This is a genomic window from Lutimaribacter saemankumensis (assembly GCF_900100005.1).
Taxonomy (GTDB): Bacteria; Pseudomonadota; Alphaproteobacteria; order Rhodobacterales; family Rhodobacteraceae; genus Lutimaribacter; species Lutimaribacter saemankumensis.
Genome location: NZ_FNEB01000009.1, coordinates 15,755 through 40,477 on the forward strand (window position 1 = coordinate 15,755; position 24,723 = coordinate 40,477).

Consider the following 24,723-nt stretch of genomic DNA (forward strand, 5'->3'; position numbering starts at 1 on the left):
CGGGCGGACATATCGTAACCTGAAATGCCGCAAGGAGGCCCGTCATGTTTCTGCGCAGCCTGCTGATCCTGATCGTGCTGGCCATGCCCGCCGGGGCCGAAACACCCCGCGTGCCGCAATCCCAGGCCGAGATTTCCCTGAGCTTCGCGCCACTGGTGAAACGCGCCACGCCCGCCGTCGTGAACATCTATGCCAAGCGCGTGGTGGCCGAACGCGTAAGCCCGTTTCAGAACGATCCGTTCTTTCGCGACCTGTTCCGCGAATTCGGCCAGGCGCGCCCGCGCGTCCAGAATTCGCTGGGGTCCGGGGTGATCCTGTCGCCCGACGGGTTGGTGGTGTCGAATTTCCATGTCGTGGGGCAGGCGACCGATATACGCGTTGTGCTGTCGGATCGCCGCGAATACTCGGCCCGCGTGATCCTTGGCGATCAGGAAGCCGACCTAGCCATTTTGCAACTCGAAGACGCGCGGGACTTGCCGGTTTTGCCCCTGCGCGACAGCGATGGCGTCGAAGTGGGCGAACTGGTGCTGGCCATCGGCAACCCGTTCGGCGTGGGGCAGACCGTCAGCAGCGGCATTGTATCGGGGCTTGCCCGCTCGGGCGGGGCGCGGGGCAATGCGCGCGGCTATTTCATCCAGACCGATGCGGCGATCAACCCGGGCAATTCCGGCGGCGCGCTGATCGACGCGGCTGGGCGGCTCATTGGGGTGAATACCTCGATCCTGACGCGCTCGGGCGGGTCGAACGGGATCGGCTTTGCGATTCCTGCCAATCTGGTGGCCGAATTCGTGCGTCAGGCACAGGCCGGTGCGACGCGATTTGAAAAACCCTGGGCCGGTATCAGCGGCCAGCCGGTCGATGCAGATATCGCGGCGTCGCTCGGTCTTCAGGTTCCTGAAGGGATCGTCATTTCCGCGCTGCACGCGGCCAGCCCGTTCCGCGAGGCAGGATTCCAGCCGGGCGACATCGTGACCGCGGTCGACGGAGAGCCGGTGAACTCTGCCCCCGAAATGGTGTTCCGTATGGCGGTTGCGGGCCTTGGCAGTCAGGCAAAGGTCACGCGCCTGCGCGACGGTGACGAGGAAACGGTTGCCGTTGCGATGATCGCGGCACCGGACGTTCCGCCCCGCGACCAGCGCACGCTTGACGAAGGCACCGTTCTGCCCGGCTTGGTCATCAGCAACATGAACCCCGCTGTTATCGGGGAATACGGCCTGCCATTGACGGCCGAAGGCGTGCTGGTCGATGATCCAGGGCCTTATGGCGCGCGTGTCGGCTTGCGCCCGGGCGACATCGTCCGCGCCATCAATGGTGACGAGGTTGCCAGCACAGCCGACGCGAACCGCGCGCTTTCGGCCCGAATGCGCGCGCTGTCCCTGGACGTGCAGCGCGGTCTGCAGCGCATCGTCATGCGCGCGCGGCTCTGAGCGATGGGCGATCTGTTCGACACGGTGCCCGACACGGGCGGCGGCGGGGCGAAAGGCCCCCGCCCGCTGGCGGATCGCTTGCGCCCGCAAAGCCTGGCGGACGTGATCGGCCAGGACCAGGTGCTTGGCCCCGAGGCCCCTTTGGGCGTGATGCTGTCCTCGGGTGCGCTGTCGTCGATCATTTTCTGGGGGCCGCCGGGCGTCGGTAAGACGACGATTGCACGGCTTCTGGCGCGGGAAACCGATCTTCATTTCGTGCAGATCAGCGCGATCTTCACCGGTGTGGCGGACCTCAAGAAGGTGTTCGAGGCCGCCCGCCACCGGCACGCAAACGGGCAGGGCACGCTTTTGTTCGTGGACGAGATCCACCGCTTCAACAAGGCCCAGCAGGACGGGTTCCTGCCGCATATGGAGGATGGCACGATCCTGCTGGTCGGCGCGACCACGGAAAACCCCAGTTTCGAACTGAATGCCGCGCTGTTGTCGCGCGCGCAGGTGCTGGTTCTCAAGCGGTTGGAGCTGTCCGACCTGGAGCTGTTGGCACAACGCGCCGAACGCGAGTTGGGAAAAACCCTGCCGCTGGATGGCCCCGCGCGCGAGGCGTTGCTGGAAATGGCCGATGGCGATGGGCGCGCGCTTTTGAATCTGATCGAGCAGGTGGCCGCATGGAAGGTCGACGGCAAGCTGACGACCGACCAGTTGACCACGCGCCTGATGCGGCGTGCGGCCAAGTACGACAAGTCGGGCGATGAACATTACAACCTGATCTCGGCGCTGCACAAATCGGTTCGGGGATCGGACCCGGACGCCGCACTTTACTGGTTTGGGCGGATGCTGGAGGGCGGCGAAGACCCGCGTTTCCTGGCGCGGCGCATCACCCGCATGGCGGTCGAGGATATCGGGCTGGCCGATCCGCAGGCCCAGACGGTATGCCTGCATGCCTGGGAAACCTATGAGCGGCTCGGCAGCCCCGAAGGTGAGCTGGCGCTGGCGCAGGCGGTAATCTACCTGGCTTTGGCGCCGAAATCGAACGCCGGCTATGTCGCCTACAAGGCCGCGCGCGCACAGGCAAAGAAATCGGGCAGCGCGCCACCGCCCAAACACATCCTGAACGCCCCGACACAGTTGATGAAGGACGAGGGCTACGGCAGCGGGTATGCCTATGATCATGACGCAGCGGACGGATTCTCCGGCCAGAACTATTTCCCCGAAGAAATGAAGCGCCCGGTTTTCTATCAGCCGGTAGAACGCGGGTTCGAACGAGAGCTGAAAAAGCGGGTGGACTGGTTTGCGAACCTGCGCGCCAAGCGCGGCGGCTGAGCCCCGCAGGGCTTGACTTTCGCGCGACCAGCGCACAGGAGACGCGCATGATCCACACGCTTTGGCAGGTTGCACTTGGGGGCGCGCTTGGCGCCTCGGCACGGTATTTGACCGGGGTCGCAGCGATGCGCCTGATAGGGCCGGGGTTTCCTTGGGGTACGCTGGCGGTGAATGTCGTGGGATCGTTCCTGATGGGGGTTCTTGTCGTCGTGCTGGCGCACAAGGATGCAACGCGGCTTGCCCCGCTGTTGATGACTGGCGTTTTGGGCGGGTTCACCACGTTTTCGGCCTTTTCGCTCGACACGATCGCGATGGTCGAAAGGGGGCAGGGGGCGCTGGCCTTTTTCTATGTCGCGGCGTCCGTGATGTTGTCGCTCGGGGCGATTGTCCTGGCGATGTTCCTGACGCGGGGGATGTTCCAATGAGCGGTGTGCAAACCGTCACAGTCGCCGAAGGCGATGCCGACCAGCGGCTTGATCGCTGGATCAAGCGCCTGTTCCCGCAGGTGACGCAGGGCATGGTCGAAAAGATGTGCCGCAAGGGCGAATTGCGCGTGGATGGCGGCCGGGTCAAGGCGAACACCCGTGTGCAGGCCGGCCAGCAGGTGCGCATCCCGCCATTGCCCGATCCCGGCACAAAACCCGCGCCGCAATCCAGTGGCCGTGTGTCCGAGGCCGATGCCCGCATGATCCGCGATTGCGTGATCTACATGGATGACCACATCATCGCGCTGAACAAGCCGCCGGGGCTGCCCACGCAAGGCGGAAGCAAGCAGACAAAGCATGTCGATGGCCTGTCCGAGGCGCTGCAATACGATTACGAGGAAAAGCCACGCCTCGTGCACCGGCTGGACAAGGATACATCGGGCGTTTTGCTGCTGGCGCGCACACGCGCGGTGGCGCAGGCGTTGACGGCGGCGATGAGGCACAAGGAAACCCGCAAGATTTACTGGGCGCTCGTCGCCGGGGTGCCGACGCCTTATCTGGGCGAAATCCGCTTTGGCCTGGTCAAGGCCAAGGGGCACGGCAAGGGCGGCGAGGGTGAAAAGATGCTCTGCGTCCACCCCCGCGACATGGACAAGACCCCGGGCGCGAAACGCGCGCACACGCTTTATGCCACGCTTTACCGCGTGGCCAGCCGTGCCTCCTGGGTCGCGCTCGAACCGATCACGGGCCGGACACACCAGTTGCGCGCGCATATGGCCGAGATCGGGCACCCGATCATCGGCGACGGGAAATATGGTGGGTCCGGGCAGGAAAATCTTGGCGATGGCTGGGGCGCGCAATTGGGCGGGATCATTTCCAAGAAGCTGCACCTGCATGCGCGGATGATGCGGTTCGAGCATCCCGTCACGCGCAAGGAAATCACCGTGACGGCGCCCTTGCCCGAGCACATGAAGCAAAGCTGGGACACGTTGGGCTGGGCCGAGGATATCGCCGCCGAAGACCCGTTCGAGCAGATCCGATGACACGCCCCCTGCGCCTGATCCTGTTCGATGTCGACGGCACGCTGGTCGACAGTCAGGCCGATATCGTGGCGTCGATGCAGGCGGCCTTTGATGCGGTCGGCCATCCCTTTCCGGCGCGCGAAACGGTGTTGGGCATCGTCGGGCTTTCGCTCGACGTGGCGATGACGCGATTGGCGCCGGGGTTGGCGGTGCGCGACCACGACCAGATGGTCGCCGCCTACAAGGACAGCTATGTGCGGCTGCGCGCCGAAAAGGGCGCGGCGTCTTCGCCGCTGTTTCCCGGTGCGCGCGCCGTTCTGGATGCGCTTGGGGTGCAGGAGGATTACCTGTTGGGTGTGGCCACCGGCAAATCCCGGCGCGGGTTGGATGCTTTGTTCGACAGCCACGATCTGCGCGATGTTTTCGTGACCGAGCAGGTCGCCGATCATCATCCGTCGAAACCGCACCCATCGATGGTGATGGCGGCCATGGCGGAAACCGGGGTCGATCCGCAGAACACCGTTGTGATAGGCGATACGGTGTTCGACATGCAGATGGCCCGCGCGGCCGGCGCGCATGGTATCGGTGTCGGTTGGGGGTATCATCCGGCAGAGGACTTGCGCAGCCATGCCCGCCATGTGATTGACGGGTTCGATCAGCTGCCCGGGTGTCTTGACGAACTATGGGAGAGCATGACGTGAGCGAATGGAAGGCCAAGAGGTTCTGGAAAGAGGCCACCGTGACCGAGCAGGACGGCGGTTTCGGCGTTGCGCTTGACGGCCGTCCCGTGCGAACGCCCGCCAAGGCCCCCCTGGTCGTGCCGGGCCGGTCGATGGCCGGGGAAATCGCCGCCGAATGGGATGCCCAGCAAGGCGAGATCGATCCCAACACCATGCCGTTTACCCGCTCGGCCAATGCCGCGATCGACAAGGTGCGCGTCCAGCATTCCGAAGTGGCGGACATGATCGCGGATTACGGCGACAGCGACTTGCTGTGCTATCGGGCCGACGCGCCAGGCGAACTGGTCGCGCGCCAGGCCGCCGCGTGGGATCCGTTGCTGGACTGGGCCGCGCAAGAGCTGAATGCCCGCCTGATCGTCGCGCAGGGCGTCATGCACGTGCCGCAACCTGCCGATGCGATTGCCCGCCTTCGCGGTGAAGTGCACAAACTCGATGCATTCCGGCTGACGGCGTTTCACGATTTGGTGAGCCTTTCGGGTTCGCTTATTATCGGTTTTGCCAGTGCACGCGGGCATCTGGACGCACAAGAGGCGTGGGAGTTGTCGCGCATCGACGAAGCTTGGCAGATCGAACAGTGGGGCGAAGATGAAGAAGCCGCCGCGCAAGCCGGGATAAAGCGCCAGGCCTTTCTGCATGCCAAGCGTTTCTTTGACGAAAGCGCCGCCTGATAAGGCAACACGTCAAATTGCCCTTAAGTCAGCCTGCCCGTTTCATCACTTCTGGGGATAGTTTACTTGACCTTTGGTGATGAATCCTTCCAAAGTTAGGCCGCTGACATGGGGGGAACACCCTCTACAGTTTCGTGTGCGGCCTTGGTAAACATGGCTGTGCTAACCGCCCTGTAAGAAGTCGGGCGGAAAATCAGGAAGAGGTAAACATGAAAAAATCCGTATTTCTTGGCGCGCTGACGGTTGCTGGCCTGACGGCTGGCGCAGCGGCGGCCGCGACGCTGGACGATGTCAAAGCGCGGGGCAAGCTGAACTGTGGCGTGACGACTGGCCTGGTGGGCTTTGCCGCACCCGATGCCAACGGCAACTGGGAAGGGTTTGACGTGGGGGTGTGCCGCGCTGTTGCAGCGGCCGTTCTGGGCGATCCGATGGCAGTGGAATTCGTCCCCACCACCGGCAAGACCCGCTTTACCGCTCTGGCATCGGGCGAAATCGACATGCTGGCGCGTAACACCACCTGGACGTTCTCGCGCGATGTCGATCTGAAGTTCGAATTCGTCGGGATCAACTATTACGACGGTCAGGGGTTCATGGTGCCCAAGGCACTGGGCGTGAGCTCGGCCAAGGAACTCGACGGTGCGACCGTCTGCATCCAGACCGGCACCACGACCGAGCTGAACCTGGCGGATTTCTTCCGCACCAACAACATCAGCTACGAGCCGGTTCCGATCGAAACCAACGCCGAAGCGCAGCCGCTGTACCTGGAAGGTGCATGTGACGTGTACACCACCGACGCTTCGGGCCTGGCCGCAACGCGCGCCGCGTTCGAAAACCCCGGTGATCACATCATCCTGCCGGAAATCATCTCGAAAGAGCCGCTGGGCCCGCTGGTCCGCCACGGTGACAACGAGTGGGGCGATGTCGTCCGCTGGTCGCTCAACGCGCTGATCGCAGCAGAAGAGCTGGGCGTGACCTCGGCCAATGTCGACGAACTGGCTCAGGGCACCAACAACCCCGAGATCAACCGTCTTCTGGGCACCGAAGGCACGCTGGGCGAAATGCTCGGCCTCGACGCCGATTGGGCCGCACGCGCCATCAAGGCCGTGGGCAACTACGGCGAAGTGTTCGAAAAGAACATCGGCGAGAACACCCCGATTGGTCTGGCGCGCGGCCTGAACGCGCAGTGGACCGATGGCGGCCTGCTCTACAGCCCGCCCTTCCGCTGATCTGCCTGATGAAAGGGCGCGGGTAACCCGCGCCCTTTCTTTATCCTGAATAATCATACGTTCCGTCCCTGCCATTCGAACAAGACGCGAAAATCGCGCGGGCAGGACCAAGACGGACAATCCAGGGAACACAGATATGGCGACATACTCCGATCCGCCGGCCGGGTCGTTCCAGCTTTCGCAGCTGATCAACGACACCCGTTACCGATCCTACACATTCCAGATTATCGCGCTGATTGCCCTGTTCGGGGCGATGGCCTACCTGGTCAGCAACCTGTTGGCCAACCTGCAGGCCGCCGGTCTGAATATCAGTTACGAGTTCCTGGGTGAGCCTGCAGGCTATGACATCAACCAGACCCTCGTAGATTACAACAGCCAGTCCACGCATCTGCGCGCCGCTATCGTGGGCGTCCTGAACACGCTGCTCGTGGCGTTTCTGGGCTGTCTCATGGCCACCGTGATCGGTGTGGTCGTGGGGGTTCTGCGCCTCAGCCCGAACTGGCTGATCCGCAAGTTGATGGCCGTTTACGTGGAGATCTTCCGCAACGTGCCCGTGCTGATCTGGATCCTCATCATCATGGCGATCTTTGTCGCGGTCCTGCCGCAGCCACGGGATTTCCGGGGCGACAACGCCGAGGCGTCGATGCTGTGGGGCATGTTCGCCTTTACCGGGCGGGGATTCTATTTCCCGATGCCGGTTTTCGGCGCTGGATCGGGCGTTGTCGGCGCTGTCTTCGTCGCGTCGATCGTCGGTATTTTCGGGTATCGCCGTTACGCCAAGAAAAAGCTATTTGACGAGGGCAAGCTGCTGCCGGTCTTCTGGCCGTCCGTTGCGCTGTTTTTCGTTCCCGCGATACTGGCGTATCTCGTTATGGGCCGACCGATCGGGATGGAATATCCCGCGCTCAAGGGCTTCAACTTTCAGGGTGGCATCTTCGCGCGCAACTCGCTCATTTCGCTTTGGTTCGCGTTGTCGATCTACACGGCGGCGTTCATTGCCGAAAACGTCCGTGCGGGGATCCTTGCGATTTCCAAGGGGCAGACCGAAGCGGCGGCAAGCCTGGGCCTGCGTCCCAACCGGATCATGAACCTCGTGATCCTGCCGCAGGCGTTGCGGGTGATCATTCCGCCGCTGATCTCGCAGTATCTGAACCTGACCAAGAACAGCTCGCTTGCGATTGCGGTGGGCTACATGGACCTGACCGGTACTCTGGGCGGCATCACGCTGAACCAGACGGGCCGGGCGATCGAGTGCGTTCTGCTGCTGATGCTGTTCTATCTGACGATCAGCCTTGCCATCTCGGCGATCATGAACGCGTACAACAACGCCGTGAAGCTGAAGGAGCGCTGAGATGAGCGATACGCACGCACAATCCGTCGCTTTCGTCCGCGACACGATGCTGCCCGAACAGGCGCCGCCCGCATCCGAGGCCGGCGTGGTCAAGTGGATGCGGGAAAACCTGTTTCCCGGCCCCGTCAACACGATCCTGACGCTGCTGGCGATCTATTTCATCTACAAGATCGTCGCCGGGTCGCTGCCCTGGTTCTGGAACGGGATCTGGACGACGTCGTCGCTGGCGGAATGCCGCGAAATCCTGCAAGGGGCGACGGGCGGCTGTTTCTCGGTTCTGACCGAACGCTGGAACCAGTTGCTTTTCGGGTTCAAGTATCCGTCCGATCAATATTGGCGCCCCCTTGTGGCTTTCATCCTGCTGGCGGTGGCAGTGGCGCCCGTGCTGTTCGCACATCTGCCGCGCAAGATGCTGCTTTTCACGGGGATCTACCCCTTCCTGGCCTTCTGGCTGATCTGGGGCGGAACGATCCTGTCGCCGCTTATGGTGCTGATTGGCGTCTTGGCTGGTCTTGCCGCTTTCCGCCGGATCGAAGCCTCGGGTTTCGCCATGGCGGCGCTGGCCGGGCTGGTGACAGCGGTGGTGATCTGGTGGCTGGGCGGGTTCCTCGCTTCGGCCGCATCGGGCGTTCTTGCACTGGAGGCCGTGCCGTCGCGTGACATGGGCGGCTTCATGCTGAACATGATCCTGGGCACGGTCTGCGTTTCGCTGTCGCTGCCGATCGGCATCCTGCTGGCGCTGGGCAGACAAAGCCACATGCCGATCATCAAGTGGATCTGCGTGGTGTTCATCGAGTTCATTCGCGGTGTGCCGCTGATCACGCTGTTGTTCGTGGCAAACGTGGTGCTGTCCTATTTCTTTCCGCCGGAAACCAATCTCGACCTGATCATCCGCGTGATCATCATGATCACCGCCTTCGCCTCGGCCTATATCGCCGAGGTGGTTCGGGGTGGCCTGGCGGCGTTGCCGCGGGGGCAGTACGAGGCGGCAGACAGTCTCGGGCTGGATTACGCGCAGTCGATGCGCCTGATCATCCTGCCGCAGGCGCTGAAGATTTCGATCCCCGGCATCGTGAACGTGGCGGTGGGGCTGTTCAAGGACACCACGCTTGTCTCGGTCATTTCGATGTTCGACCTGGTCGGCATGATCCGGGGGCCGATCCTGGCCTCGACGGAATGGAACGGCGTCTACTGGGAACTGTGGGGCTTTGCGGTCCTGACGTTCTTTGTCGTCTGCTATGGCATCTCGCAATATTCGCAATGGCTGGAGCGTCAGCTTCAGCGCGATCATCGTTAAGGAAAGGTCTGTCCAATGGCTGAACAGGCACAAATGACTGTCTCGGACGAGGTGGCGATCACCATCGAGAACATGAACAAGTGGTACGGCAGCTTTCATGTGCTGCGCGACATCAACCTGACCGTGAATCGCGGCGAACGCATCGTCATCGCGGGGCCGTCGGGGTCGGGGAAATCCACGCTCATCCGCTGCATCAACGCGCTGGAGGAACACCAGAAGGGCAAGATCGTGGTGGATGGCACGCTGCTGTCCTCGGATCTCAAGAACATCGACAAGATCCGGTCGGAAGTCGGCATGGTGTTCCAGCACTTCAACCTGTTTCCGCACCTGACGATCCTGGAAAACTGCACCCTCGCGCCGATCTGGGTCCGCAAGATTCCCAAGAAGCAGGCCGAAGAAACGGCGATGCATTTCCTGGAAAAGGTGAAGATCCCCGAACAGGCCGACAAGTATCCCGGCCAGTTGTCCGGCGGTCAGCAGCAGCGCGTGGCAATCGCGCGGTCGCTGTGCATGCGTCCGCGGATCATGCTGTTCGACGAACCGACCTCGGCGCTCGACCCGGAAATGATCAAGGAAGTGCTCGACACCATGGTGAGCCTTGCCGAAGAAGGCATGACCATGCTGTGCGTGACCCACGAAATGGGCTTTGCCCGCCAGGTGGCAAACCGGGTGATCTTCATGGACCAGGGCCAGATCGTGGAACAGAACGAACCCGAAGAGTTCTTCAACAACCCACAAAGCGACCGGACAAAGCTGTTCCTCAGCCAGATCCTGGGACACTGATCCACGCTTATCAAGCCTGCCGGCTTTCTTCGCGACGAGGCCCGGCAGGACCGATGAGCGGCTAGACCCAAACGCGCCGCCGGGCCTGCAGAACCTGCACCCGGCGGCGCAATTCGTCTGACACGGGGCCGTCGTGGGCGGGGTCGCGCAGCGTATCGACCAGGCGGTCTGGCCGTTCGCCGCCCCGCCGCCGCCAGCTAAGCCCGGCCAGCACGGCGCGCGCCTGTTCGGGAAGGCGGTCGGGGATTTCATGCCCGTTCAGCGTGGCCCAGACCCCGGTCCAGAGCCGCCCGACCGTCCAGGGATTGTAGCCGCCCCCGCCCAGCACCAGCAGGCGGGGCGCCATCGTGCGCAGCGCGGCCACGCAGGCCCAATGCGCGTTGTTCGACATTTCCAGCCGGGAAAGCGGGTCTTCGGTCACCGCATCGGCACCACATTGCAAAACGACCGCCTCGGGCCGCATATCGGCCACGGCAGGTAGTATGACCTCGTGCAGGGCCAGGGCAAAGCCGCTGTCATTGGTCCCGCGCGGCAGTGGCAGGTTGATCGCCTGCGCGCCGGCCCGGTCCTCCAGCCCGCCGGTAAAGGGCCAGCGCCGTTCCTCGTGGGTGGAAACCATCAGAATGCGCGGGTCGCCGTGGAATGCCGCCGCCACGCCATCGCAATGATGCGCATCGATATCGACATAGGCGATGCGCGTCAGCCCCTGCGCCAGAAGCGCCTTGATCGCCAGCACCGGATCGTTGAGATAACAGAACCCGCCCGCGTGATCGGGCATGCCATGATGCGTGCCGCCGCCGGGGTTGTAGACGACACCGCCCCGCGCGATCAGGTCCGCCGCAAGCAGCGATCCGCCGGCCGATGTTGCGGGTCTGCGGAAAATCTCGGGGAAGACCGGGTTTGACAGCGTTCCGATCTGGTGGCGGGCGCGTGTGGCCGGATCGACCGCGCCCGTCCTTTCGGCGTCTTGCAATGCGGCGATATAGTCGGATGTGTGAAAGGTCTGCAAGGCGGCGGGCTTGGCCCTCGGGCTTGTCCGGTACTGCGCGCGCGGCAGCCATCCCAAGGCGCGTGACAGGTCAATCACCGTCGGCACCCTCGGGATCGCCAGCGGATGCAGTGTGCCATAGCTCGATCCGCGATAGATCTCGGACCCTATGAAAACGGGCGTCATCATACCGGCGAGGTTAGACCAGCCCGGCACGGGGAAAAGCCCGGAATGCCACCAGGGGAAAATTTTTTGCACCGGTGAAACTTTTCTCGCGTTCCTGCGTGTCTGGTTGTGAGCCCGGGAGAACTCCGGGCACACAACCTTAGAAAAGGGAGACACTTTCATGCGTTTCATTCTTGCCGCTACTGCATTCACCGCCCTGGGCAGCATCGCGATTGCCGGGGGACATGGCATGGCACCCGCCGTCAAGGCGATGGATCAGTCGGTCGCCAATGGCGTCGTATCCGCCGAAACAGTCACCGCCGAAAAGAACGGCTGGCTGGTCGTCCACCGCACCGATGCCGCGATGAAGCCGGGCCCGGTTGTGGGCCACGCGCCGCTGCGTGCCGGTGAAAACGCCGATGTCGCTGCAATCCTGACCGAAGCGGTCGCGCCCGGTGACATGCTGATGCTGATGGTGCATGGCGAAGATGGCGGCATGCAGACCGGCATCTTCGAATACACCCTCGGCGCCAAGGAAGATGGTCCGGTGCGTGTTGACGGAAATCTTGTGATGACCGTGATCACCGCGCAGTAACGCAAACTGCCGCGCGGGTCACTCCAACTCGCGCGGCACCACGAAATCCACCGGGTTGCCGCCACCGGGGTTAACCTGCGTCCAGTCCGCGGTGTCGAAATCCGCAACCAGCGTTGCGCAGGTCGGATAGTCGAAAAACCGCGGATGATGGGGCGGCGTTCTGACAAGCATCTCGGCCAGTTCAGCGATGCCGGGATTGTGCCCGATCATCAGGACCGTATTGCCGGCAGCGCCCCGCAAGACGCGCAGCATGGTGTCGGGCGACGCGTGATACAGTGCCTTTTCATACGACACAGGCGCGTCGATCTGCAGCCCGGCCAGTGTTTCGCGGGTGCGGGTCGCGGTCGAGCAAAGGGTTCGGTCCGGCAGATACCCATGGCTGCGCATCCAGTCGCCCATCGCACGGGCCGAGCGCGCGCCGCGTGCATTGAGCGGGCGGTCATGGTCGCGGGTGGCAAAGCTTGACCAGTCGGACTTGGCGTGGCGCATCAGGATCAGGCGCATCCGTTCATCCTTTCAGAAAGGCGGCCATGTGCAGCGCGGACTGTGCAGGGTCGCGGTCAAATTCTTGCGATACCGGGCAGGCGCGGCGCACGAGACAGCCATTTTGCAGACAATCCGCTCCTTCGGGGCTGGCAATATGGGCCTTGCAGGCCGCCACATCGTAAGGCGCGCCTTCGCGCAGTGCTCCGACCGGGCAGGCATCGGCACAGGGGCGCGCGCAGGGCGGGCAGGGCGATGGGGCAGGGGCGGGCAGCGCGATACGGCCCGGCAGGATCAGGGCCCCGCGAAACGAGATCATCATGCCCGCACGGACATGCACAAGCATGCCGACCGGGCTTTGGTAACTTTGTCCGCTGTCCAGGGCCCATTGCAGGAACGGCTGGTAGGGCGGGCCGCCAAAGGGAAACGTGGCCTCGGCGGCAAATTCTTGCGCCAGCGTGCCCAGAACCCGCGTCGACCAGCGATCGACCGGATCGGGCGCCCCATCGGCATATTCGGGCGATGCAGTGAAGACCGGCCAGAAATCCGGCCCGGCGCCGATTAGGATCAGGCTGCGGGCCGGCGCATCCAGCGCCACACCCCCCATCTGGATCAATCCGAACGGGGCAATCGCTGCCTCGATCTGCGCCAGCGTGGTCACTTGCGCGGCGGCAGGTTGCGCGGCTTGATGAGAGAGCCCGACCCGTGTTCGGTGAACAGTTCCAGAAGACATGCATTGGGCACACGGCCATCGATGATCACGACGCCGCGCACACCCTCGGCAATCGCGGAAAGCGCGGTCTGTGTCTTGGGGATCATGCCGCCGGCGATCACGCCTTCTTCGGTCATGGCGGTGACGTCTTCGGGGGTCAGTTCGGTCACGACCTCTCCGGCGGCGTTCTTGACGCCCGGCACGTCCGTCAGCAGCAGCAGACGGTCGGCTTTCAGCGCGCCGGCAATCGCGCCCGCAGCCGTGTCGCCGTTGACGTTGAATGTCTCGTTCTCTCCGAACCCGGTGCCAAGCGGCGCCACCACCGGGATGATGCCGGCCGCGAACAGATCATGCAGCACCTGCGGATTCATCTTGGTAGGCCGGCCGACAAAGCCGAGTTCGGGATCGTCGGGTTCGCAGATCATCAGGTTGGCGTCCTTGCCGCTCAGCCCGACGCCACGGCCGCCCTGCTGGTTGATCGCCTGAACGATGCGCTTGTTCACAAGCCCGGTCAGCACCATTTCGACCACTTCGACCGTGGCCTTGTCGGTCACGCGCTTGCCGCGCACGAATTCCGACTCGATGCCCAGACGTCCCAGCATGTCGTTGATCATCGGCCCGCCGCCATGCACGACCACCGGGTTCAATCCGACCTGCCGCATCAGGACGATGTCGCGGGCGAATTCGTCCATTGCCTCGTCGTCGCCCATGGCGTTGCCGCCGAATTTCACGACGACGATCGCGCCGGTGTAGCGTTGCAGATAGGGCAGCGCCTCGGAGAGCGTGCGCGCGGTGGCGATCCAGTCGCGGTTCATCGTCTGTTTTCTCATCCCTTGCGTCCCTCTTGGCAGCCTGTGTTAGCCTTTGGCGCGGCCCGTGCCAAGTCCGCGTTGCAAGTACCCGGCGCGGTGCTAGGTTGACCGCACAGAGGCAAAGGAGCGAAAGCCCATGAGCGAGCGGCAAAAGACACTATTGTTGACAGGCGCAAGCCGGGGCATCGGCCACGCGACCGTGCGGCGTTTCAACCGCGAGGGCTGGCGGGTGATCACCTGCTCGCGCCAACCCTTCCCCGAGGAATGTCCCTGGGGCGGTGGTGCCGAAAACCATGTGCAAATCGACCTTGCGAACCCTTCGGATGTTATCGAAAAGGTCGAAATGATCCGCGACAGGCTGGACGGCAAACTGGATGCGCTGGTCAACAATGCGGGTATTTCGCCGAAAGGGCCCGATGGCGCGCGGCTCAACACGATCGACACCGACCTCAAGACATGGGGGCATGTGTTCCACGTCAATTTCTTTTCGTCGGTCGTTCTTGCGCGCGGATTGAAAGAGGAACTTGCCGCCGCAAAGGGGGCGGTTGTCAACGTGACGTCCATCGCCGGGAACGAGGTACACCCGTTTGCAGGTGCGGCCTATGCCACGTCCAAGGCCGCCCTCAAGGCGCTGACGCGGGAAATGGCGCATGATTTCGGCCCATTGGGCGTGCGGGTCAATGCCATCGCGCCGGGTGAGATCGAAACCGCGATCCTCAGCCCCGGAACCGAGAAGCTGGCCGAGAAACTGCCCTTGCGGCGGCTTGGCCAGCCCGAGGAAGTGGCCGCCACGATCTTTTTCCTCTGTTCCTCGGAAAGCTCCTACATTTCCGGGACCGAGATCGAGATCAATGGCGGCCAGCACGTCTGAGAAGCCTCAGGCCACGCGCGCATCCTGCTGCTCTGCCGCGTCCAAGGGGCGCCATGAGCCGCCTTCGTAGCGGTCGACGATCTGCCCGGCATCGTCCATGCGCAGCAGCGCAAGCCAGCCGTTGTCGAACAGCGCCCGCAGCCCGTCGTGCCTGTCAAGCACAACCTTGATCGCCTGGCGCGGCGCGGCCATGACGACGCTCAGCCGTTCGGGCGTGTGGCGCAGCGCGTCACCGTCATGGACGGATTGCAGGGGCAGGCCCACGCGCAGCATCCCGCCGTTACCTTCGACCACACCGATGCCGCCGGTGACGTTGTGCAGCAGCTTGTTGCCGGCGCCGAATGCCTCGGGCGCGACGGACGAGCCGTAATATTGCAGCGAAATCCAGCTCGCCACCACGACCGGGGCCGTCATGATCAGTTCCAGCGTGGCAAAGTTGCGGTCGGCCTTCCAATCATAGTCGTGCAGGAAGACGCGCCCGCCCAGGTCGCTACCGGCCGTGCTGTGCCGGGGGGCGGCGATGAAGGCGTTGCAGCCGGCCAGCCCCCATTCCGGGCGCAGCTCGGACCAGTCCGCACCGCGCCGCGCCAGGTCGGCCCCGTTGCCACCGCGCGGCAAACGTGCCGCCCGTTCGCCGCGTGCGGCCTGGCCCGCGACGGCCAAAGCGCTGCGCAACCGGGCGATGTCGGCGCCGTGCGCGTGGCTGGGCGCATCGCCGAAGATCGTGACCTCGTCAGACACCGTGTCGTGCAACCCGGCAAGGAACAGCGTGTCTTCCGGGATTTCGAGCCCTTCGGCGACAAGGCCCGCCCGCACTTCGGCATCGTTCAGAAGCGCGGCGAGCAACCGTGCGTTCACGTCGCCCGCATGCCCGCCACAGGCCCCGCATTGCAGGGCGCTGGCATGGGGCGCGTTCGTCACGTGGGCGCCGTGCCCGGCGATCAGGACCAACCGTGCAAACCCATCCGTCAGCGACATCGCACGGAGGATCTGCGCCGCCGCGGCGATCCGGTCGGCCAATGGCAGGTCGAGCGTCGGCGCCGGATCGGAGCCAACCGCCTTGTGGCCCGTAAGCGAGTCCTTCAGCAGCTTTCCGATATACAAGGGGCCCGCCGCCTCGACGAAGGCAAAGGCCGACACGGCAGCCATCTTGAATCGTCCCCAGGCCCGCACGCCCCGCCTGCGGATGCGCTCGGCGGTTTCACCCGCTGCATCCGCCGACGCGGTCACAATCGCGGGTTTCAGCAGCACCGGCGCGCGCGCTTCGACGACGTCCGACGCATGGCCGCGATGGGCCGTTGCAAGCCCGAAAAATCCCGCAAAGCCGATCGTGCGGATGCCACTATCCGCCCGTTCCAGCGCGCGCCGCAACACTTCGGAGCGCACGTCGATGCAGAACGCGGCCTGGATCGCCGGACGATCCGTTTCGTCCGACGCGGCGGGTGTCACCTTTGCCGCCAAAGCGCGTTCTGCGGCGCGGTCCGATGCGTCCTGCAATGCAGCGTCTGTCAGGTCGTCGTCGCTTGCGGTCAGCGGCCTTGCGTAGTCGGACAGCGCGGCCTCCCAGTCTGCGGCGACCTGCGCCTTGAACTGATCGAAAAGCGCCACTTCCCATGCCAGACGTATCACCAGCATCTCGAACAGCGTGTTGTCCTGTCCGCCGTCGCGTTCCGCCAGCCAGCCAAGGTGCCGGGCGTACTGGCCCCAGCCTTCGAGCGTCGCCAGAAGCCGGTGGAAATAAAGCGGCGCCGCCTCGGCCGAAACCCCAAGCGCATCACAGCACCGCAGAAAGGCCAGGCGCGGTTCGTCCGGCAGGGCGGCGACCCGTGCGGCAAAGCCGGGAACGCCGGCGATACCGGGCGTCAGGTCGCGGCTGGCAAAGGCTTTCCACGCCGTGTAGGCGCCGCTGTCGGGCGCGGGCCAGAACGCCTGCCCCTTGTCGAAATGCACGGCAGCCCAGGCCCCGATACGGTCGGCGACGAACTCGGCCCAACCGATACCGGTGGCATCCTGTGCAAGATCGACCACATTCGGCAGGGCGCGCGCCGGAGGTGCCTCGCGATAGGCGCCGGAACGCAGCGCCGCCGGGCTCAGCCCGTGGGATGCGGCGGCGGCGTCCAGGTCGGCTTCGGTGATCCCGCCGGTGTTGATCCGCTTGGCGATTGCCGTGCGGTCGGGGAAAATCCGCAGCCCGGCCACTTTGGCCATGCGCGCGGCGGTCAGCGCGCGGTGCTCGCCGGCCTGGCCCAGGAACGGGTTGACCGCGACAGTGGCTTCGAGAGCGAAAGCCGGGGGGATTTGCGCTGCGGCATCCTGCGCGGCGGCGAACAGTTCGAGCGAAGGCCCGGAAAAGTGAAAGGTCGGTGCAGTCATTGTCTTATCCTTTCGTTGCGCGCCAATGGCCGGTCAGCCGATCGGTCAAAGCGTTGAAATAGAGCCCGTTCATCAGGTGAACGCGCAGCCCCGCGGCTGCGGGATGCCCGGCCCAAAGGGGAAAGGTGGCTTGTGCGACAGCTGCCAGCGCAAAGCTGGAAACCGCCAGCACGATCGCTGCCCAGATCAGCCCGTCGGGCTGCGGCGGGTTGGGCAGGGTGTCTGCCGACAACGCAACCGCGCCGGTCTGCAGCGTGAAATAGGCCAGCGTGGCCGCGCCCGACATCGCCGCCGTCCGCCATGTCAGCGGCCAGGGCGCCAGATCGGCCAGGCCCTGCGCGATCAGGTAGGCCACACCGAAAATCAGGATCGCGCCCAGGGCGACCATCTGCGGCGGCTTGTCCCAGAACCCGAACCCGGCGCCGACCAGCACGTAGATGCCGATGGCGATGGCAAAGGCCCGGCCGACCGCGCGCAGGTCGGGCACCGCCACTGGACCAGGCCGCCGGATCGCAGCCACCTGTTCGACCGCCCCGCCCGAAGACAGGAACGCATGTGCCTTGTAAAGCGAATGCGCCACGATATGCAGCAGCGCCAGGGGGAACAGCGCCAGCCCGCATTGCAGCACCATGAAGCCCATCTGCGCACAGGTCGACCATGCCAGGGCCGTTTTCACCGCCGGTTGCGTCAGCGCGACCGCTGCCCCTACCAATGCGCTGAACCCGCCGATCAGCGCCAGCAACGCCAGCACACCGGGGGCCGCCAGAAGGACATCGGCGAACCGGATCAGAAGGAAACCACCGGCATTCACCACGCCCGCATGCAGCAGCGCCGACACCGGGGTGGGGGCCTCCATAACCTCGGTCAACCAGCCATGGGTGGGGATCAGGGCGGATTTGAACACGGCCGCCACCGCCAGAAGGATCGCGACGATCCAGACAGTGCCGGGCACGTCACCCATCCGCGCCATCTCGGCGATCGTGGCGATATCGGCCGTGCCGAACCCTGCGATCATCAGGCCCGCGGCCCCCAGAAGCGCGCCGCTGCCGATGATCCCGCTGACGGTTTTCTTGCGCGCCGCCCGCTGGGCGCGGGGACGGTCGGGGTAGAACAGCAGCAACCGGTGCAGGCCGACGCCCACGGCGACCCATGCCAGGGCAAGCTGGACAAGGTTACCCGCGCTGACCAGCAGCAGCACATAGGCGAGCGTTGCCGTAAGAACCGACATGAACCGGCCCTGCCGTGCCTCGCCGTCCAGCGCGGTGCGCGAAAACCGCAACACGATCCAGCCGACGAACGACACGGTCAGGATCATCGCAACGGATACGATGTCGGTCCGCGCCGACAGGCCGATCCCGGCAATGCCGAGAACCGGGCTGGTGGACGGTCCCTGCAATGCCAGCAGGATGGCCGATCCGACCGATGTCGCGACGGCGAAAAGCGCGGCGATCTCCGGCAGGCGCAGGCGGCTGTGGGCGCGCGGAACCGCGCGCAGGCCAAGATCCAGCGCGACCAGCAGCAGGATTAACGGGACGATCAGGGGCAGCAAGCTCATCTATATCTCCACAATTGCGATTTCCGTGGGATGTAGCTGCACTGCGGCATGAATAAAAATACATTGTTTTTGCAATAACGTTCTGTTTTATGGATGCATGATTGGCATCAACTACCACCATCTCCGCTATTTCCACGAGGTCGCGCATGAGGGAAACCTGACCCGCGCGGCCGGAAACCTGAACCTGTCGCAATCCGCTTTGTCCACGCAAATCAAGCAGTTGGAGGCGCGGCTCGGGCATGACCTGTTCACCCGAAAGGGCCGCCAGCTCGAATTGACCGAGGCCGGTCGGATCGCTCTCGACCATGCCGACCGGATATTCAGCGCGGGCGACGAACTGCTTGCCACGTTGCAGCAAACCGGGGGCGGCCATCAGCCTCTTCGCGTGGGGGCGCTTTCGACGCTGTCACGGAACTTTCAGCTGCAATTCCTGCGTCCCGCCCTGGCCGATCCGTCCATCAACATCGTGCTCAGCTCGGGCAGCAGCGGGCTTTTGCTGCAGGCGTTGACCTCACTGGCGCTGGATGTGGTGCTGACGACGGAACCGCCGCACCGCGACAGCTTTTCCGACCTCGTGGCCCACCGCCTAGATGAACAGCCCGTGGGGCTTTATGGTGTGCCCGAGCGGCTGAACCACCCCAGCCTTGCGGATACGCTGGCGGCCGAGCCAGTGATCCTGCCCACCGAAAGCTCGATCAGAACCGGGTTCGATGGCCTTGTTGCGCGGCTGGGCGTCGCCCCGCGCGTCGTGGCCGAGGTCGACGACATGGCCATGGTCCGCCTGCTTGCCCGCGAGGGTCTGGGCCTTGCGATCACGCCCGCCGTGGTTCTGGCCGACGAACTGGCGGCAGGCGTTCTTCGTCCGGCGCCGTTCGATCTGGACATCCAGGAAAGTTTCTACGCCGTCACGTTGCCCCGCAAGTTTCCGCATCCGGCATTGGCGCGCCTGTTACCGGGCGCGTCTATTCCAGTCCCGCGATGATGGCGCGCAGCGTGGCGATGCCGTCGCCTTTTTCCGACGAGGTCAGGACCAGTTCGGGGTAGGCGGCAGGGTGTTTCGACAGTTTGTCCCGCACCTGCGCCAGCACCTTTTCGCGGTCCTTTTCCTTGACCTTGTCGGTCTTGGTCAGAACCACCTGAAACGTCACCGCAGAACTGTCCAGCAGGGACATGATCTCTTCATCGACGGCTTTGACACCATGGCGCGCGTCAATCAGCACGAAAGCGCGGCGCAGGGTCTGCCGGCCCGACAAATACTGCTTGAGCAGCTTTTGCCATTTCTCGACCACCGGCAGCGGCGCGTTCGCATAGCCATAGCCGGGCAGGTCGACCAGGTAATGGGCATCGCCGATCGTGAAAAAGTTGATTTCCTGCGTACGCCCCGGCGTGTTCGACGCGCGCGCCAGGCCCTTGCGGCCGGTCAGCGCGTTGATCAGTGTCGATTTGCCGACATTGGATCGCCCGGCAAAGCACACTTCGATCCTGTCGGCAGGCGGAAGCCCCGACATCGCGACCACGCCTTTCAGGAAATCGGACTGCGCGGCAAACAATTTTCGGCCCGACTCGATCAATGCGGGATCGTCGATTTCCGTCAGGGGAAAAGGGAGCTGCATCACATCACCTCAATCGTTGCGCCGACATGGACGTCGCCGCCGGATACCACACGCGCATAGACGCCGAAATCCTGATGACCCCAACCAGCGTTCAGCATCTGCAGGGTCGCGGCGTCACGTTGGCCGGTTTCGGGGTTGGCCTCGGTCGCGCGGCAACGGGTGATCCGCTCTTCGACGTGCAGGCGCGCGGTGCCGATCGCAATCTCACGCCCCACCATGTCGAATTCCTCCCAGGGGGCAAGCCCGTCCAGCCACAGGTTGCCGCGGAACCGCCGCTGATCCAGGTCCTGCCCCAGACGTTGTGACAAGGCCCGCAGCGATGCAGCATTCAGGATCGAAACCGATGGGAACGGCGCATCCGACATGCCCGCATCCGGCGCGCGCACCACGCGCGACGGGGCCGGGCGTTCGGCAGGCCACAGGGGCGCAATCCAGTCCAGCAGGCTTTGCGGCATCATGCCGGGATCGACGGTAAGATCGTCTTGATCGGGATGGTGCAACGTGATGGCGCCATCGGGCCCGGTACTGGCCGTCACGGCCATCAGCTTCGGTCCGCCGGCGCCGCGCAGAAACTCGGAACAGGGCCGCCAGCCGGTCGTGCCCATGGGGGCGCCCGCATGATGCACAGCCCACGCGCGGTCCCCCGGAAATGGCCGGTCCGGTGTCAACGTGACGGCGTTCAGGGCCTCGGTCCCGATCCCCTTGATCGGGTGACGCCAGAGCGCCGTCACACGCGCCGTCATTTTCCTTTACCGGATCCACCGCGGGCAAAGCTGGCGCGGATATTGCCGAACACGTCCGGCTTGTAGCCGTGCGAGCGCATGATCAGGTATTGCTGGGTGAACGTGATCGTGTTGTTCGCGATCCAGTAGACGACAAGCCCGCTTGCGAAGCCGCCCAGCATGAACATGAACACCCAGGGCATCCACGCAAAGATCATCTTTTGCGTCGGATCGGTGGGGGCGGGGTTCAGCTTTTGCTGAAGGAACATCGAAATGCCCAGCAGGATCGGCAGCACGCCAATAAAGATCAGCGCCAGGACGGATTGCGGATCGGGCGCGTCCCACGGCATCAGCCCGAACAGGTTGAACAGAGACGACGGGTCCGGTGCGCTCAGGTCGCGGATCCAGCCGATGAAGGGGGCATGCCGCAATTCAAGCGTGACGAAAATCACCTTGTAGAGCGAAAAGAAGATCGGGATCTGGATCAGGATCGGCAGACAGCCAGAGGCCGGGTTGACCTTTTCCTTCTTATAAAGCGCCATCATCTCTTGCTGCAGCTTCTGGCGGTCATCGCCGGCGCGTTCCTTCAGCTCTTCCATCTTGGGCTGAAGTTCCTTCATCTTCGCCATGCTGGCATACGACTTGTAGGCCAGCGGGAACACTAGTGCCTTGATGATGATCGTCAGCGCGATGATGGCCCAGCCCATGTTTCCGATGATCGCGTGCAGCTCGTGCAGCATGAAGAAGATCGGCTTGGTCAGGAAAAAGAACCAGCCCCAGTCGATCGAGTCGAGAAAGCCGTCGATCCCGGCGGGCAGGGCCGATTTCATGCCCAGCCCGTACATCAGCGAGTCCCCGAAGCTTTCCAGCTTTTCGCCCGCTTCGTAGTTGCGAATGGTTTCCCATTCCTTCGGACCGGCAAACAGTTGCGAGGTGACGGTCACGCTGGAGCCCGGCGCGAGGGTCTGGGTGCCCTGGCGCATCGTGGTCTGGTAGATGTCACGCCCGCTGTCGTGGAACGCGCTGAACCGCACCGGGGTGCCTTCGCCCGGCACCATGGTCGACATCCAGTAATGATCGGTGAACCCGATCCAGCCCGACTGTTCGACCGAGATCTCGCGGTAATCCGTGGCGGGGTCCAGGTCGTCGTACTTGGTTTCCGTCAACTCGCCGTCGGCCATCGCGATCATGCCTTCGTGCAGGATGAAGAAATTCTTCAGCCCCTGCGGCTCGCCATGGCGGGCAAGAATCCCGTAAGGTGCCAGCGCGGCGGGCGTATCGCCGGTGTTTTCGACCGATTGCGTGACGGTGAACATGTAGTTTTCGTCGATCGCGATCTGTCGCGTGAAAACAAGGCCCTGCCCATTGTCCCAGCTCAGCGTGACGGGCGCGCCGGGGGCCAGCGGCTGTTCGGTTTCGGCCTGCCACAGCGTATTGGGGCCCGGCACCTGATCGGCAGTCAGCCCGCCGCCCGGCGCCCAGCCATAGAGCGCGTAATAGGCGTTATCGCTGCCAACCGGCTGCAGCATCGACACGATATCGGATCCTGGATCCAGCGATTGGCGGTAATTCTTCAGCGCAAGCTGGTCGATCCGTCCGCCAAGCAGCGAGATCGAGCCGGTCACGGTGCCGGTCTCGATGGCAAGACGCGGCGCATCGGCCACCTCGGTATCGGCCGATTGCTCCGTCGCGGTCGCGGCGGGTGCATTCGTGGCGGCCTGCGGGGTTGCCGCGGTTTCGTTGCCGCTTTCGTCAACCGTGCTTTGCGCGACCGCTGGCGCATTCGGGTCTTCGACCGGTTCGGGGGGCGGGAACAGGATAAACCAGACCATGATGACCGCAAAGCTGAGTGCGGTGGCCAGAATGAGGTTCTTGTTCTGATCGTCCATGTCGGGTTGTACCTGTCCTGATCGTGTCAGGGCGGTTCAACAGAGTAGCGCCCCAAAGGTCAAGGGGGATATGGGAAAACCTGCGCGATCAGGGCAGCGTGTCGCGCCCGTTTTCAGCCGGCGCCACGGCCGATGCGCGGCGGGTCGGCAAGCTTTGCGCCATGCGCGCGCAGCCAGTCCGCCGTTTGATCGCGCGGCATCGGGCGGGCAATGCCGAAGCCTTGCACATGGCCGCAGCCCAACTGGGCCAGCATCGTGTGCTCCCCCGCGCTTTCGACGCCTTCCGCCAGCACGTCTAGGCCAAGCCGTTCAGCCATCGTGAGAATCGCGGCGACCATGCGCTGTTGTTCGGGGTCGCGGTCGACGCGCGTCACGAAAGACCGGTCGATCTTCAATCTGGTGACGGAAAACCGCCGGATCGAACTGATCGACGCATGACCCGTGCCGAAATCATCCAGGTCGATGCTGCAGCCAAGCTGCGCCAGGCCGTTGATGTTGCGCGCGATCACGTCATCGGGCGAGGCCGCGACAACAGTTTCCAGCACCTCGACGCCCAGTCTGCCGGCGCAAAGATCGAATCGGTCCAGCTCCCAGCGGATCTTTTCGACCAGCTTGGGATTGCGCAGCTCGTCGCCCGAGAAATTCACCGCCACCAGCGGCACATCGAAACCCTGTTCGTCCCAATCCCGCAACGCGGCCAGCGCATGGTAGAGGATCACCTCGCCCAGGCGCGCCAGTTGACCCGACCGTTCGAGAACCGGCAGGAAATCGGCAGGCGGTATCAACCCGCGGTCGGGGTGGTGCCAGCGCGCCAGCGCCTCGAAGCCGGACACGCGGCCGGTATCGGTGCAGATCTGCGGCTGGAACCACGGGGCGATCTGCCCGTTTTCAAGCGCCTGTGCCAGCTCGTCGGCCAGGATGTCCGGCGTGTCGGGGCCCTGCGCCATATCCTGGGAATACCCGCGGATTGCTGACGGGGCATGGGCGCGGGCCACTTCGAGCGCGCGGTTCGCCGCGGCCAGCATTTCCTCGGCGGTGCAGGCGCGCAACTGGGTGTCGAGGACAAACCCGACCGAACAGGAGAGATAGACCGCTTGTGCGTCGATTGACACGGGCTCTTCCATCCGGGCCTGCAAACGGCCGGCCATCTGGATCGCGACTTCGAGGTCGAGATGGCGCATCGGGGCTAGAATGATCGCAAAACGCCCCGGTTGCAGCGGCGCGACATGGTCGCCGTCGCGCGTGGCGCTTTGCAACCTTTCACGCATACGGGCCAGCACATTGGCCGCACCGGCACTGCCGAGCCGGTCGCGCTGCAGATCGTATTCGTCGATTTCCACCAAAAGGCACGCGGTGCGCCGCCCCGTTCGCGATGCCACATGCAGCGCACGTTCCGCCGCCTCGGGCACGCTGGGTTGCGGGGGCGTCGTGCCCTGCGCCGTGCCGCCGAAAAGCCCCAGCAGCGAGAAGAGAACCGGCAGACCCAGCGCCAGGGACACAAGCCAGCCTTCGCCACCCAGCCAGAATGCGGCCAGTATCGCCGCAGGCATGAACGCCAGTGCCGGCGGACCGGACAACACGGTGCGGGCAAGGTTGCGCAACGCCGTCAGGCGCCAGATCATGCCGGTCATGGGCTCTGTCCCTTCTGCAATCTGATTGCAGGCTAAGGGCGGCCCCTGAACGCGG

23 protein-coding genes are annotated in these 24,723 nt (G+C 64.1%); 13 read left to right on the forward strand and 10 right to left on the reverse strand.

Going from position 1 to position 24,723, the window contains the following annotated elements; translation table 11 throughout:
- Positions 1–44: 44 nt before the first annotated feature.
- The 10 genes from BLT50_RS15370 to BLT50_RS15415 all read left to right on the forward strand — a co-directional run bounded on the left by BLT50_RS15370 (position 45) and on the right by BLT50_RS15415 (position 10,259).
- On the forward strand, positions 45–1,427 hold the full coding sequence (locus BLT50_RS15370) for a trypsin-like peptidase domain-containing protein (RefSeq protein ID WP_090029603.1): 1,383 nt from the start codon (positions 45–47) through the stop codon (positions 1,425–1,427).
- A gap of 3 nt (positions 1,428–1,430) precedes the next feature.
- Complete coding sequence (locus BLT50_RS15375) at positions 1,431–2,747, forward strand: replication-associated recombination protein A (RefSeq protein WP_090029604.1); 1,317 nt, start codon at positions 1,431–1,433, stop codon at positions 2,745–2,747.
- A gap of 47 nt (positions 2,748–2,794) precedes the next feature.
- Positions 2,795–3,172, forward strand: a complete 378-nt coding sequence (gene crcB, locus BLT50_RS15380) for a fluoride efflux transporter CrcB (protein WP_090029605.1) — start codon at positions 2,795–2,797, stop codon at positions 3,170–3,172.
- On the forward strand, positions 3,169–4,215 hold the full coding sequence (locus BLT50_RS15385; protein WP_090029606.1) for an RluA family pseudouridine synthase: 1,047 nt from the start codon (positions 3,169–3,171) through the stop codon (positions 4,213–4,215). The genes crcB and BLT50_RS15385 overlap by 4 nt, the downstream gene beginning before the upstream one ends.
- On the forward strand, positions 4,212–4,895 hold the full coding sequence (locus tag BLT50_RS15390; RefSeq protein WP_090029607.1) for an HAD-IA family hydrolase: 684 nt from the start codon (positions 4,212–4,214) through the stop codon (positions 4,893–4,895). Before BLT50_RS15385 ends, BLT50_RS15390 begins: the two co-directional genes overlap by 4 nt.
- Positions 4,892–5,602: an ATP12 family chaperone protein gene (locus BLT50_RS15395; RefSeq protein ID WP_090029608.1), complete on the forward strand. Its 711-nt coding sequence runs from the start codon at positions 4,892–4,894 to the stop codon at positions 5,600–5,602. Before BLT50_RS15390 ends, BLT50_RS15395 begins: the two co-directional genes overlap by 4 nt.
- A 209-nt stretch (positions 5,603–5,811) precedes the next feature.
- Positions 5,812–6,828 carry an amino acid ABC transporter substrate-binding protein gene (locus BLT50_RS15400; protein WP_090029609.1) on the forward strand — a complete coding sequence of 339 codons (1,017 nt, stop codon included), beginning with the start codon at positions 5,812–5,814 and terminating at the stop codon, positions 6,826–6,828.
- 136 nt (positions 6,829–6,964) lie between these two features.
- Complete coding sequence (locus tag BLT50_RS15405) at positions 6,965–8,179, forward strand: amino acid ABC transporter permease (protein ID WP_090029610.1); 1,215 nt, start codon at positions 6,965–6,967, stop codon at positions 8,177–8,179.
- A gap of 1 nt (position 8,180) precedes the next feature.
- The gene (locus tag BLT50_RS15410) at positions 8,181–9,476 is read left to right on the forward strand and encodes an amino acid ABC transporter permease (protein WP_090029611.1); all 1,296 of its coding nucleotides are present in this window, start codon (positions 8,181–8,183) and stop codon (positions 9,474–9,476) included.
- 15 nt (positions 9,477–9,491) lie between these two features.
- A complete protein-coding gene (locus tag BLT50_RS15415; RefSeq protein WP_090029612.1) occupies positions 9,492–10,259 on the forward strand; it encodes an amino acid ABC transporter ATP-binding protein in 768 nt (255 codons plus the stop codon).
- A 61-nt stretch (positions 10,260–10,320) separates the two neighbouring features.
- On the opposite strand, the gene BLT50_RS15420 is transcribed toward BLT50_RS15415, so the two are convergent.
- Complete coding sequence (locus BLT50_RS15420) at positions 10,321–11,436, reverse strand: acetoin utilization protein AcuC (protein WP_090029613.1); 1,116 nt, start codon at positions 11,434–11,436, stop codon at positions 10,321–10,323.
- Positions 11,437–11,593: 157 nt separating this feature from the next.
- Here BLT50_RS15420 and BLT50_RS15425 point away from each other — a divergent pair, with 157 nt between their 5' ends.
- The gene (locus tag BLT50_RS15425; protein ID WP_090029614.1) at positions 11,594–12,007 is read left to right on the forward strand and encodes a DUF7282 domain-containing protein; all 414 of its coding nucleotides are present in this window, start codon (positions 11,594–11,596) and stop codon (positions 12,005–12,007) included.
- Between the two features lie 18 nt (positions 12,008–12,025).
- Here the strand turns inward: BLT50_RS15425 and BLT50_RS15430 are convergent, their stop codons facing one another.
- Genes BLT50_RS15430 through argB form a run of 3 tightly spaced genes read right to left on the reverse strand, consistent with a single transcriptional unit; the run spans position 12,026 to position 14,032 of the window.
- Positions 12,026–12,511 (reverse strand): SixA phosphatase family protein, encoded by a 486-nt coding sequence (locus BLT50_RS15430; protein ID WP_245723409.1) that lies wholly within the window; start codon positions 12,509–12,511, stop codon positions 12,026–12,028.
- A gap of 4 nt (positions 12,512–12,515) precedes the next feature.
- Positions 12,516–13,151 (reverse strand): ferredoxin, encoded by a 636-nt coding sequence (locus BLT50_RS15435; RefSeq protein WP_090029615.1) that lies wholly within the window; start codon positions 13,149–13,151, stop codon positions 12,516–12,518.
- Complete coding sequence (gene argB, locus BLT50_RS15440; RefSeq protein WP_090029616.1) at positions 13,148–14,032, reverse strand: acetylglutamate kinase; 885 nt, start codon at positions 14,030–14,032, stop codon at positions 13,148–13,150. The genes BLT50_RS15435 and argB overlap by 4 nt, the downstream gene beginning before the upstream one ends.
- Before the next feature lie 118 nt (positions 14,033–14,150).
- Between argB and BLT50_RS15445 the strand changes: the two genes are divergently transcribed.
- Complete coding sequence (locus BLT50_RS15445) at positions 14,151–14,885, forward strand: SDR family NAD(P)-dependent oxidoreductase (protein WP_090029617.1); 735 nt, start codon at positions 14,151–14,153, stop codon at positions 14,883–14,885.
- Positions 14,886–14,891: 6 nt separating this feature from the next.
- Here the strand turns inward: BLT50_RS15445 and BLT50_RS15450 are convergent, their stop codons facing one another.
- Positions 14,892–17,258 (reverse strand): YbcC family protein, encoded by a 2,367-nt coding sequence (locus BLT50_RS15450; RefSeq protein ID WP_090029618.1) that lies wholly within the window; start codon positions 17,256–17,258, stop codon positions 14,892–14,894.
- A gap of 4 nt (positions 17,259–17,262) precedes the next feature.
- A complete protein-coding gene (locus tag BLT50_RS15455; protein ID WP_090029619.1) occupies positions 17,263–18,813 on the reverse strand; it encodes a proton-conducting transporter transmembrane domain-containing protein in 1,551 nt (516 codons plus the stop codon).
- Between the two features lie 97 nt (positions 18,814–18,910).
- Here BLT50_RS15455 and BLT50_RS15460 point away from each other — a divergent pair, with 97 nt between their 5' ends.
- The gene (locus tag BLT50_RS15460; RefSeq protein ID WP_090029620.1) at positions 18,911–19,795 is read left to right on the forward strand and encodes a LysR family transcriptional regulator; all 885 of its coding nucleotides are present in this window, start codon (positions 18,911–18,913) and stop codon (positions 19,793–19,795) included.
- On the opposite strand, the gene yihA is transcribed toward BLT50_RS15460, so the two are convergent.
- The 4 genes from yihA to BLT50_RS15480 all read right to left on the reverse strand — a co-directional run bounded on the left by yihA (position 19,776) and on the right by BLT50_RS15480 (position 24,668).
- On the reverse strand, positions 19,776–20,426 hold the full coding sequence (yihA, locus tag BLT50_RS15465) for a ribosome biogenesis GTP-binding protein YihA/YsxC (protein ID WP_090029621.1): 651 nt from the start codon (positions 20,424–20,426) through the stop codon (positions 19,776–19,778). The genes BLT50_RS15460 and yihA overlap by 20 nt on opposite strands.
- Positions 20,426–21,169 carry an MOSC domain-containing protein gene (locus tag BLT50_RS15470; RefSeq protein WP_090029622.1) on the reverse strand — a complete coding sequence of 248 codons (744 nt, stop codon included), beginning with the start codon at positions 21,167–21,169 and terminating at the stop codon, positions 20,426–20,428. Before BLT50_RS15470 ends, yihA begins: the two co-directional genes overlap by 1 nt.
- Positions 21,166–23,037 (reverse strand): membrane protein insertase YidC, encoded by a 1,872-nt coding sequence (gene yidC, locus BLT50_RS15475; RefSeq protein WP_090029623.1) that lies wholly within the window; start codon positions 23,035–23,037, stop codon positions 21,166–21,168. Before yidC ends, BLT50_RS15470 begins: the two co-directional genes overlap by 4 nt.
- A gap of 113 nt (positions 23,038–23,150) precedes the next feature.
- Complete coding sequence (locus BLT50_RS15480; protein ID WP_090029624.1) at positions 23,151–24,668, reverse strand: putative bifunctional diguanylate cyclase/phosphodiesterase; 1,518 nt, start codon at positions 24,666–24,668, stop codon at positions 23,151–23,153.
- Positions 24,669–24,723 lie beyond the last annotated feature (55 nt).

Bases quoted from the DNA above. Each gene is read 5' to 3' on its own strand.
- BLT50_RS15370 (WP_090029603.1), top strand. From the start codon at position 45: ATGTTTCTGCGCAGCCTGCTGATCCTGATCGTGCTGGCCATGCCCGCC.
- BLT50_RS15375 (WP_090029604.1), top strand. From the start codon at position 1,431: ATGGGCGATCTGTTCGACACGGTGCCCGACACGGGCGGCGGCGGGGCG.
- crcB (WP_090029605.1), top strand. From the start codon at position 2,795: ATGATCCACACGCTTTGGCAGGTTGCACTTGGGGGCGCGCTTGGCGCC.
- BLT50_RS15385 (WP_090029606.1), top strand. From the start codon at position 3,169: ATGAGCGGTGTGCAAACCGTCACAGTCGCCGAAGGCGATGCCGACCAG.
- BLT50_RS15390 (WP_090029607.1), top strand. From the start codon at position 4,212: ATGACACGCCCCCTGCGCCTGATCCTGTTCGATGTCGACGGCACGCTG.
- BLT50_RS15400 (WP_090029609.1), top strand. From the start codon at position 5,812: ATGAAAAAATCCGTATTTCTTGGCGCGCTGACGGTTGCTGGCCTGACG.
- BLT50_RS15405 (WP_090029610.1), top strand. From the start codon at position 6,965: ATGGCGACATACTCCGATCCGCCGGCCGGGTCGTTCCAGCTTTCGCAG.
- BLT50_RS15410 (WP_090029611.1), top strand. From the start codon at position 8,181: ATGAGCGATACGCACGCACAATCCGTCGCTTTCGTCCGCGACACGATG.
- BLT50_RS15415 (WP_090029612.1), top strand. From the start codon at position 9,492: ATGGCTGAACAGGCACAAATGACTGTCTCGGACGAGGTGGCGATCACC.
- BLT50_RS15420 (WP_090029613.1), bottom strand. From the start codon at position 11,436: ATGATGACGCCCGTTTTCATAGGGTCCGAGATCTATCGCGGATCGAGC.
- BLT50_RS15425 (WP_090029614.1), top strand. From the start codon at position 11,594: ATGCGTTTCATTCTTGCCGCTACTGCATTCACCGCCCTGGGCAGCATC.
- BLT50_RS15430 (WP_245723409.1), bottom strand. From the start codon at position 12,511: ATGCGCCTGATCCTGATGCGCCACGCCAAGTCCGACTGGTCAAGCTTT.
- argB (WP_090029616.1), bottom strand. From the start codon at position 14,032: ATGAGAAAACAGACGATGAACCGCGACTGGATCGCCACCGCGCGCACG.
- BLT50_RS15445 (WP_090029617.1), top strand. From the start codon at position 14,151: ATGAGCGAGCGGCAAAAGACACTATTGTTGACAGGCGCAAGCCGGGGC.
- BLT50_RS15450 (WP_090029618.1), bottom strand. From the start codon at position 17,258: ATGACTGCACCGACCTTTCACTTTTCCGGGCCTTCGCTCGAACTGTTC.
- BLT50_RS15455 (WP_090029619.1), bottom strand. From the start codon at position 18,813: ATGAGCTTGCTGCCCCTGATCGTCCCGTTAATCCTGCTGCTGGTCGCG.
- BLT50_RS15460 (WP_090029620.1), top strand. From the start codon at position 18,911: ATGATTGGCATCAACTACCACCATCTCCGCTATTTCCACGAGGTCGCG.
- yihA (WP_090029621.1), bottom strand. From the start codon at position 20,426: ATGCAGCTCCCTTTTCCCCTGACGGAAATCGACGATCCCGCATTGATC.
- BLT50_RS15470 (WP_090029622.1), bottom strand. From the start codon at position 21,169: ATGACGGCGCGTGTGACGGCGCTCTGGCGTCACCCGATCAAGGGGATC.
- yidC (WP_090029623.1), bottom strand. From the start codon at position 23,037: ATGGACGATCAGAACAAGAACCTCATTCTGGCCACCGCACTCAGCTTT.
- BLT50_RS15480 (WP_090029624.1), bottom strand. From the start codon at position 24,668: ATGACCGGCATGATCTGGCGCCTGACGGCGTTGCGCAACCTTGCCCGC.